This window comes from Myxococcus llanfairpwllgwyngyllgogerychwyrndrobwllllantysiliogogogochensis, from assembly GCF_006636215.1.
Taxonomy (GTDB): Bacteria; Myxococcota; Myxococcia; order Myxococcales; family Myxococcaceae; genus Myxococcus; species Myxococcus llanfairpwllgwyngyllgogerychwyrndrobwllllantysiliogogogochensis.
Genome location: NZ_VIFM01000373.1, coordinates 1 through 9,161, shown reverse-complemented (window position 1 = coordinate 9,161; position 9,161 = coordinate 1). Strand labels below are relative to the sequence as shown.

Here is a 9,161-nt window from a genome sequence, read left to right as displayed (position 1 = left end):
ACCCCAGCCCGCCCAGGCTCAGGGCAAGCGTGGCGGCGCGCCAACTGCTTGGAATCTTCACCGGGTCGTCCTTCTTCGCATCCATCGCGGCCCGGTCCACTCCGGTACCTCGTGCCGCTCTGCGGGCGGTCTCCCAGAAGTCTCGCGCCCCTCAGAGCGCGAAGCAATCCGGAATTCCTGGACGTCCCGAGGGCTGCCCGGCCCCTCCGCTCGAGTTGGGAGCGGAGGGTTCCGGACGTCAAACCGAACTCAGGCGCCGCAGCTCAGCGTGAAGTCCTTCGTGCCCGTGCCGTAGTTCACCATCTTGATGGTGGACGGCTCCGGGGTGATGGTGGGCACCGACCCGTTGTCGCACTTCAGGCTGGCGTCCGGCACCGTGCTGACCTGCAGGTCGGTGTTGCTGGGGATGCCGGAGATGGTGAAGGAGCAGCGGTTGCCGCGGCTGGACTTCACCATGGCCCTGCCCAGGGCATCCGTGGGCGTGGCCGCGTGAGCGACGACGACGCGGAGCTGGTCACACGGGTTGCCCGCCTGCGCGAGCCCGCTCTCCGGCAGACGGATGACACCGGCGACGGTGGCGTTGCCCTCGCGGCTCCCGGCGCCTCCCGTGGTGGCGCAACCAGTGGCAGCAAGGAACAGGGCGGCAACGGCGATGCGATACATGAAAATCCTCAATTCGTGGGGGAAAGAGAAGGCGGCCTGGTCGCCGCACAGACGACCTACGTCGCGGCCCCAGTACAATTGCGACGGGATTTCATTCCACCCATTCCCCACGCACGCGATGTGCCGGGTTTTTTGCAAATCCCCCGGAGTTCCGTGTGGTTCCGGACGCCTTGTCGTCGGCTGCAGGGACTCGCGGTGAGGTGCCATGAGTCCAGTTCATCGGTCGAATCAAAGGCAGACATACCGCATTGCGCAGGGTCGGTTGGATGTCCCAGGAGCGAACGGGAATCCCATGCTTGGGAATGCACGGCGCAAGGCCTGACGCGGACCGAGCGGCCGGGAAGCAGGCCTGTTGCCTGCTGCCGGACACTCGTCGCGCCCCCACGGTGAAGGCGCGAGAGGAGACGCGCATGTCGATTCAGAAGCAGGAAACGACGCAGTCGTGGTCGGGGCTGGGGGTGGGCACGGACCGGAAGTCCTTCATGGACGCGGTATCCGCGCAGCTCCCGGACTTCGAGGCGGAGCAGGCGGCGGAGGCGGTGTTCCGCGGGCTGTCGGAGCTTTTGTCCGACGGGCTGATGCGGCAGCTGCGCGAGCAGCTCCCCGAGGACCTGCGGGGGCTCGTGGATGCGTGCCCCCGCCACCCGGACGGCGTGCGCGGGAAGGTGGACCGCGACGACTTCTACCTCCAGGTGGCCAACCACTTGAACGCCGAGCCGGAGAACGTGCGGCTCGTGTTGCACGGCGTCTTCGCGGCGCTGCGCGAGCAGGTCACGGAGCAGGAGGCGGACAAAATCGAGAGCCAGCTGCCCCGGTGGCTCCAGGGCACGTGGTCCGCCGCGCGCATCGGGATTGACCGGCCCTCCTGAAGCGAGGGCCCGCTGGTGGCACGAAGCACGAGGCGCCCGGACCCACCCAGGTCCGGGCGCCTTCTTCGTGCCGGGCTTCGATTAGTAGGTGCCGCCAATCTGGAGCATCCCCATGTAGCGGCCGTCCAGGGCGTTGGGCGTCGCGGACGTGGGCGCGAAGTCCTGGTCGAAGAGGAAGTTGTAGCTCACGCGCGCGTCGGCGGTGATGAGCTTGCCAAACTGGTAGCGCAGGCCCAGGCCCGCGGGCACATAGCCGCTGGTGTCGTCATTGAAGCCGAACTCGCGGCCCACCGCGTCGTGCCGGATGTTGTAGTCGTCGATGCCGATGCCCGTCACCGCGTAGGGCTGCAGCTGGGCGTCGGTGAAGTTGCCGATGACGAGCGCCTGGCCTCCGTTGCGCACCACGTCCGCGCCCTCGCCCAGACTTCCCGCCCGGCCGTTCCCGTCGATGTCCACGTTGTTGACGCTGCCGTTGTAGCCCAGCTCCACGCCGAGGAAGCCCAGGGGCCGGTAGCCGATGGCGCCGCCGTACGTGAAGCCCGCGTCGAGCCGGGGCGCCAGCTGCCCGGTGTAGCCCTCCGCGCCGCCGCCGAGCTGCGCGTACAGGCCGGTGTCGGCGCGCTTCGACGACTTCTTGGGCTCATCGACCTGCACCGGCTCCAGGTTTCCAGGGGCCCGCTCCGCGCTGGGGCGGTAGTCCTCCTGGGCCCACACGGCGCATCCCCACAGCGCCGCCACACATCCCGCGATACGCACGAATGCCTTCATGTCGGACTCCTTTCCGAGCGTCCGAAAGGCAACGTGGAGTTCACGCCCCATCCCGGCAATGTTCCCGGGTCCGATGTCCCTCGCCCGCCCTCTCATCGACGGGGCGGTGGACACGTCGGCCCGCTGGCCTTCCCTCCCCGGAGGGAGGGGCGGGCACGCGGGGCTTCAGGGCACCGGGCCGACGAGGGCCTCCAGCGCCCGCCGGGCCTGCACCAGGCCGTGGCCGTACTGCTCGTCGTAACCGCTGTCGCCCAGGTCCTTCGCGCTGCTCAGGAGCGCCGCCTTCACCTCGGCGGGCGTGGCGGAGGGGCGCGCGCTGAACAGCAGCGCGGCGATGCCGCTGACATACGGCGTGGCCATGGAGGTGCCGGACATGTACGCGTAGTCCGCCGGGCGCAGGCTGAGCTTCGCGGTGGCGCCGAGCTGTCGCTCCATCACCGTGCTCGCCGCCTGGGTGATGGTGACGGACGGCACCCAGGTTCCGCGCTGCGGCACGGAGAGGATTTCCGCGCCCCCCTCCATCAGCTCGCTGGCGAAGATGACCGCGCGCGCGCCCTGCCGCATCACGTTGACGATGGCCCGGTCGGGCCGCACGTAGGCGCTCGGGTGCACGTACGCGACGAAGCCTCGGCAACTGCCGTCCTCCCCGCATGAGGCCACCGATTCACCCATGCCGCAGTCCACCAGCGAGCCCCAGGTGTCACCCGTCGGCGCGTACAGCAGCGAGCGCGACATGGGCCGGGAGTCGCCCACCTCCAGCGCGGCGAACGAGCCCCGGCCTTGAGGGAAGGTGGACAGCACGTCCACGCCGGGAGCCATCAGCGCCAGGCCCTCACCGTAGGAGGAGAACACCGCGCGCCGGTCCGTGTTGTCCAGGGCGCCCACCCCCAGCACGGACGGGTCCGAGGCGGGATAGGACATCAAGCCCTGCCCCTCGTTGCCCGCCGCCGCCACCACCAGCATCCCGCCATCCAGCGCCGCCTTGAAGCCCTCCTCCGTGTTGAGGCTGCCCAGACTGCCGCCCAGCGACAGCGAGGCCACCTTCGCGCCTTCGGCCTGGCAGTACTCCAGCGCCTTCATCACCAGGCTCATGTGGGTGCTTCCCTCGAGGTTCAGCACCCGGGCGATGATGAGCTGCGCACCGGGCGCCACGCCCATCAGTCCGCGCTCGTCCAGCACCGGCCCGCCGCGTCCCCCCAGCCCCGGCCGAGCGGCGATGATGCCCGCCACGTGCGTGCCGTGGCCGGAGCCCCACCGCTCCTCGTCCCGGTCGCTGGGCGCGTCGTCCCCATCCAGGAAGTCCCGCGCCGCCACCACCGCGTCGCGCAGCTCCGGGTGGTCCAAATCCAGGCCGCTGTCGATGACGCACACCTTCACGCCCGCGCCCGTCACCGCCCCCGGATCCGGCAGCCCGTCCCCATCCTGGTCCCACACCTCCAGCGCCTGCACCCGACGCAGCTCTCCGACGTACTCCCGCGTGCCGGCCAGGGTGGTCGCCAGCGCCAGGGCCGTCGGCGCGGAGGTCCCCAGGGCATACAGCTTCTGGTCCGGTTCGATGCTCTCCACGCGGGGGTCCAACGCCAGGGCCAGCCGCTCCTCGGGCGTCACGCGCGCGGCCACGGCCGGCACGTTCCGGAAGGTCGCCGTCACCTGCCCGACGAGCTGGTGCACCTGGGCCGCCGTCACCCCGTCCTCGCGCCGGTAGCGGATGATGACGCGCTCACGGCCGTCCTCGTCGCCAGAGTCGAGCCCCGCTGTCGCCTTCCCGTGAGGTTCGCCTGGCAACATGCCCGCGGTGATGCCGGGACAGGCGGTCAGCTGGGCATCCCGGTGAGATGACTCGTCCGGCATACAGCCCGCGACCGCCAAGAACCCGATGAATCCCCAGCGCGTCATGAGGCACTTCCTTTCGTCACCACCCGGGCGACACTGCGAGGCCCGGCCGGAGGGCTTCCGGCCGGACGGCCCCACCTGCTCCCAGGGAGCGCATCGCTTCGCGTCGCGGCAACGGCCCGACCGGGGGCGCGGCGACGGGAGGTGCGCGGGTTCACATCCTGTGTGGCCCGCCTGTCTCAAACTGGCTTTCGGCCCGGGCCACCCCAGGCGCCGGTTGTCCTGAAACCCGCGCTCACCGCCCACCTCGGAGGAGGAGGACGCGGGAGTCCTTCGTCCACGGGTTCAACGCGGCCGGGCGCTGGACGTACTGGAAGACAGGAGGTTCACTGACAGTTGTGCCTCACCGGTCTGACACCCCGGCCAGGGCAGGCGGGTTGATGTTCCGAGCGCGTACGGTGTCTGACAGATGCGAGAAGGGCCCTCGACAGCTTGATTCCGTGTGTGTCCGGGTGCTTCGCTGCCAGGAGAAGCCATGAGCACCGCACCTACAGAGTCCTCCCGTTTCCTCGGGCGCTACGAGCTCGTCCATCCCCTGGGCCAGGGCGGCATGGGCGAGGTGTTCCTGGCGAAGATCAGCGGCGCGGCCGGCTTCGAGAAGCCGTGCATCGTCAAGACCATCCTCCCGACGCTGCTGAAGGACCGGCAGTTCCTGGACCGCTTCCACCACGAGGCCAAGGTGCTGGTGCACCTGGTCCACTCGTCCATCGCCCAGGTGTACGACATGGGGGAGGCGGACGGGACGTACTACATGGCGCTGGAGTACGTGGCCGGCGTGGACCTGGCGTACCTGCTGGAGCAGGCGCGGTTGCAGGGCGCGCAGGTGCCGGTGCCGGTGGCGCTGTTCCTGGGCCAGCGCATGGCGGAGGGCCTGGGCTACGCGCACCGCAAGGTGGGGCCGGACGGCTCGCCCCTGGGCATCGTCCACCGCGACGTGTCACCGCACAACGTCATGGTGTCGTACGAGGGTGAGGTCAAGGTCATCGACTTCGGCCTGGCCAAGTCCGCGGCGCGCAGCAAGTACACCCTGCCCGCCACGGTGATGGGGAAGCTGGGCTACATGTCGCCGGAGCAGGTGCGCGCGGAGGCGCTGGACCACCGCAGCGACATCTACTCGTGCGGCGTGGTGCTGTGGGAGATGCTGGCCGGCCGCTCGCTCATCCCTCACGGGACGGTGGGCGAGATGATGGCGGCCATGTCGCAGCCCACCGTGCCGTCGATGAAGGGGCTGCGCGGGGACGTGGACGAGGCGCTGGAAGCCGTCGTGCGTCGCGCGCTGGCCGCCCGGCCGGATGAACGCTACTCGCGCTCGGATGAGTTCGCGCGGGCGCTCAACGGAGAGCTGGTGCGCTCGGGCGCCGCGGTGGGCGCCGAGGAAGTGGGCCACTTCGTCCGCGCGCTGTGCCCGGAGGCCTTCGCCGCGCAGCGACAGCTCATCTCCAAGGTGACGTCGTCCGGGAGCCACCACCGCACGCCCGCGCCGATGCCCGTCCTGGCCGGTGGCACCGGCACGGGAGCGTTCGGCACCGGGCCCCAGGGCACGCCGGAGAACACCGCGCAGTCGGGCTTCGAGCCGACGATGATGCGCGCGCCGACGGAGCCGCCCGCTCCCTCGAATGAGCGGCGCGTGGCCGGCATGGCCCGGCAGGATGTTCCCTCCGCCGAGGACGCGATGGGCACCGATGCCACCACGCTGCGTCCCGGCTCCGGAGGCGTCGCGGGTGGGGTGGCGATGGCCGCGAGCGCCGCCCCGTCGTCGGGCCCGGTGGTCCAGGCGGCCTCGTCGGGCCCCGTGGTGGCGGTGTCGACGGCGTCCGCTTCCCAGTCCGCCAATAACGTTAACGTTGTGGCCGCGAAGCCCGCGTCCTCCCGGAAGACGGGGACGATGCTCGTCATCGCGCTCACGGTGCTGCTGTTGATGGTCGGCACCGCGGTGACGACGGCCCACTTCGTCAAGGGTCAGGGCGGCCCGGAGGCCCCCACGCCTCCTCCGCCCGTCGCCGCGAAACCGCCGCCTCCCACTTCGGACAAGAAGCCCGCTCCGCCGACCACCGCCGAGACGCGTCCGACTCCGCCTCCTGTCGACAAGCCGGCACCCAGGCCGGAGCCGGAGGTGGTGGCGACCCGGGAGCCCCTGCCACCCAAGCGCACGCCCACGCCGAAGCCGTCCGCTCCCAAGCCGGCTCCCGAGCCCGTCGCCGTGGCTCCCAAGCCCGAGAAGGGCGTCACCTATGTCTCGCCCGAGGTGGCGCTCGCGGTGGTGGAGGAGAACGGCGGCTATGCCGTCAGGGGCCCCCAGGCCGTGCCCCTGCGGATGCGCCAGAAGTTCAATGTCGTGGGCCCCGCGAAGAACATGCAGCGCGTGTTGCTCGGGCGCGCCACGGTGTCATGGGCGGGCGCTACCCCCAGGGACCGCATCAAGGCGCGGATGGTCCGGCTGAGCCTCGACGACTCCGCCAGGGCGGCCACGGGCCCGCGCTTCATCGCGCTGCCAGAGGTCGGCGCCGAGCTGGAGTCCTTCCCCGACGAAACCCCCTCCGAGCCCGAGGCCGCCGCCGAGCCGTCGAAGCCCGCTCCCCCGATGATTGCCGCGCCCAAGCTCCTCACGGGCGCGGTGAGGAAGGCGGGCGGCATTGGCCCGTTTGGTGGAAGCGGCGTGGCGGTCCGCAACCTCGACGACTTCGTCTGGACCAACTGCTCCGTGGTGAAGGACCGTCGTCAGCGCGGCATGCTGGGCATCCTGCCCCCCAACAAGGAGCGGGCCGTGAAGAACTTCGCCACCCACGCCGAGCACTTCGTCGAGCCCGGCAAGGTGGGCGTGTTCTGCGACGAGGGACAGTTCATCACCACGCTGCGCTGACCCCTGTCGCTCCGGCTCACGGCTTCGCGAGTCGCTCCGAGGCCACGGGACAGTCCGCCACGACGGCGCGCACGTCCTCACGGCCGGAGTTCGCCTCGCGCACCGCGCGGTTCAGTGACGTGCGGCACTCCCACGTCACATCCCGCGTGCCGTGGCAGCAGTGCCAGCCCGTCAACGTACTCCCCAGGTACTTGAGCATCTCCGCGCGCGTGGGGGTGACGAGCAGCCACACCGCGCCCGCCAGCAGCGCCAGCCAGGGAAGCTGCGGGACCATTCCCTTCAGCCGGGCCCCCGCGCCCGCCGTCACCGGCTCCGCGTAGAGGCCGAGCATCGTGTCGAAGGGCCGGCGTTGCAGCACGGGCGCCACCAGCAGGTCGACGGGCGTGGTGAAGGCCCGGACCAGCCCGCGTTGAGCGCCTGGCGCCCCCGCGTTGCGCACCAGTCGCACGCCCAGGAGCTGCCGCCACAGCGTCCGCCCCCAGATTCCGCCCACCGCGGACGACGCGAGCCAGGCGAGGACCATGGCCAGCACCATCGCCACTGGCGTCCGCTCGTGCTCCATCGCGCGCAGGGCGGCCCAGCCGACCAGGGCCGACGTCGCCACATCCAGCAGGTCCGCGGTCCACAAGTGCCACTGGTACCGCGCCTCGGTGCTCACCGTGTCCGTCGAGAACAACGCCCCGTCGCTCATCCACCCTCGCTCTTCGGCGCGCGGAGCATAGACGTTCGGCGACCTCGGGGGGTCATGCACCTTCGTCCGCCACCTGGACTTCGTCCGGAAAGCCACCGCGAGAGCAGGCGGGCTCGGGGTGTTTCACGGCTCGGCGCCGGGCGGGAGGACAACCGCCCAGGGGGTGCCCTGGGGCGACCGTGGGACGTGACTGCTGTCTTCTTCCCGCAGTGGCGCGAGACAGGGGTGGCTCCCATCTTGGGTTCAGCGCGATGCGGCGAGACCCCACCCACCACCGGGGTCTCGAAGCGAGGAGCGCTTGGGCCATGACCCCGGTCATCCGGGAGCACGGCTCTCGGGTGCCGGCGGTGGTGGCGTACGAGGCGACAGCGGCGGGGGGAAGTTTGGATGTCGTGGGGGGGCAGGTGGTCCCCCGCCGCTGTCGCCGAGGCCGTTAACGGCCAACGTTCCACTGTGGGTGAACGCCCGAGGTTTGGCCTCCCGGTCGATTCTGCCGGACACTGGGGCCGTCATGGGCATTTCGAGGCATCGGCTCCGCGCAATCTGGCGCGGGTTCGTGGGGTTCGTCCTGCTGGCCGGGTTCGTCCTGGCGCGGCCGGGCCTCGCCTTGGATCCCCAGCGATGGGTCTCCCAGTACAGCCAGGACTCGTGGCGCAGCGACGACGGGCTTCCGCAGAACAGCCTGCTGGCGCTGGCGCAGACGCGGGACGGCTACGTGTGGCTGGGCACGTGGGAAGGCCTGGTGCGCTTCGACGGCGCGCGCTTCGTCGTCTTCGACAAGCGCAACACGCCGGAGCTGCGCAACCACACCATCAAGGCGCTCGCGGAAGATGCCTCCGGCGTGTTGTGGGTGGGCACGGACCAGGGGCTGGTGGCCTACGTGGATGGCCGCTTCGAGCGCGCCCCCGGTGCCTCCGCGCCGCTGGAGGGCGTGCGGGTGGAGGAGCTGCTGGTGGGCGAGGGGGCCCTGTGGGTGGGCACCTCCGGTGGGCTCTGGCAGGTGCCGCTGGGCGAGGGCGTGGCGCGCCAGTACACGGAAGCCGACGGTCTGCCGGGCTCCTTCGTCACCGCGTTGGCGCGAGCGGGCGGTGACAACCGGCTGTGGGTGGGCACCAAGGCGGGCCTGGCGTTGCTGGAGGGCGGGCAGGTGCGGCAGACGCCCTTTCCCGTCCCGGGCCCCGACGAGCGCCCGGAAGTCACGGCGCTCTTCCAGGACGTCGCCGGCACGCTGTGGATGGGGACGGAGACGGGGCTCGTCTCGTGGAATGGCGTGGTGGCCACGCGCTTCACGGCGACGGAGGGACTGCCGGCCACCGTCACCGCGCTCCTGGCGGACAGCCAGGGCAACCTCTGGGTGGGCACGCGGCGGGGCGGGCTGGTGCGGCGGGAAGTCGACGGCTTCAGCTCACCGCTGCAC

Annotated in this window: 7 protein-coding genes; 3 read left to right on the top strand and 4 right to left on the bottom strand. The window is 70.9% G+C overall.

All coding sequences use genetic code 11. The features are described from left to right. Nucleotides 1-249: 249 nt before the first annotated feature. Complete coding sequence (locus FJV41_RS45675; protein WP_141648924.1) at nt 250-663, bottom strand: hypothetical protein; 414 nt, start codon at nt 661-663, stop codon at nt 250-252. Nucleotides 664-1,073: 410 nt separating this feature from the next. On the opposite strand from FJV41_RS45675, the gene FJV41_RS45670 reads away from it, so the two are divergent. After that, a complete protein-coding gene (locus FJV41_RS45670) occupies nt 1,074-1,532 on the top strand; it encodes a DUF2267 domain-containing protein (RefSeq protein WP_141648923.1) in 459 nt (152 codons plus the stop codon). Nucleotides 1,533-1,613: 81 nt separating this feature from the next. Here the strand turns inward: FJV41_RS45670 and FJV41_RS45665 are convergent, their stop codons facing one another. Continuing rightward, nucleotides 1,614-2,300 carry a hypothetical protein gene (locus FJV41_RS45665; protein WP_246137826.1) on the bottom strand — a complete coding sequence of 229 codons (687 nt, stop codon included), beginning with the start codon at nt 2,298-2,300 and terminating at the stop codon, nt 1,614-1,616. Nucleotides 2,301-2,465: 165 nt separating this feature from the next. Beyond that, a complete protein-coding gene (locus tag FJV41_RS45660) occupies nt 2,466-4,196 on the bottom strand; it encodes a S8 family serine peptidase (protein WP_141648921.1) in 1,731 nt (576 codons plus the stop codon). Between the two features lie 472 nt (nt 4,197-4,668). Here FJV41_RS45660 and FJV41_RS45655 point away from each other — a divergent pair, with 472 nt between their 5' ends. After that, complete coding sequence (locus FJV41_RS45655) at nt 4,669-7,053, top strand: serine/threonine protein kinase (protein WP_141648920.1); 2,385 nt, start codon at nt 4,669-4,671, stop codon at nt 7,051-7,053. 16 nt (nt 7,054-7,069) lie between these two features. On the opposite strand, the gene FJV41_RS45650 is transcribed toward FJV41_RS45655, so the two are convergent. Next, nucleotides 7,070-7,744, bottom strand: coding sequence for a hypothetical protein (locus FJV41_RS45650; RefSeq protein ID WP_141648919.1), 675 nt, complete (start codon nt 7,742-7,744; stop codon nt 7,070-7,072). A gap of 556 nt (nt 7,745-8,300) precedes the next feature. Between FJV41_RS45650 and FJV41_RS45645 the strand changes: the two genes are divergently transcribed. Beyond that, on the top strand, nt 8,301-9,161 hold an 861-nt coding region (locus FJV41_RS45645), incomplete at its 3' end, for a ligand-binding sensor domain-containing protein (protein ID WP_281291622.1).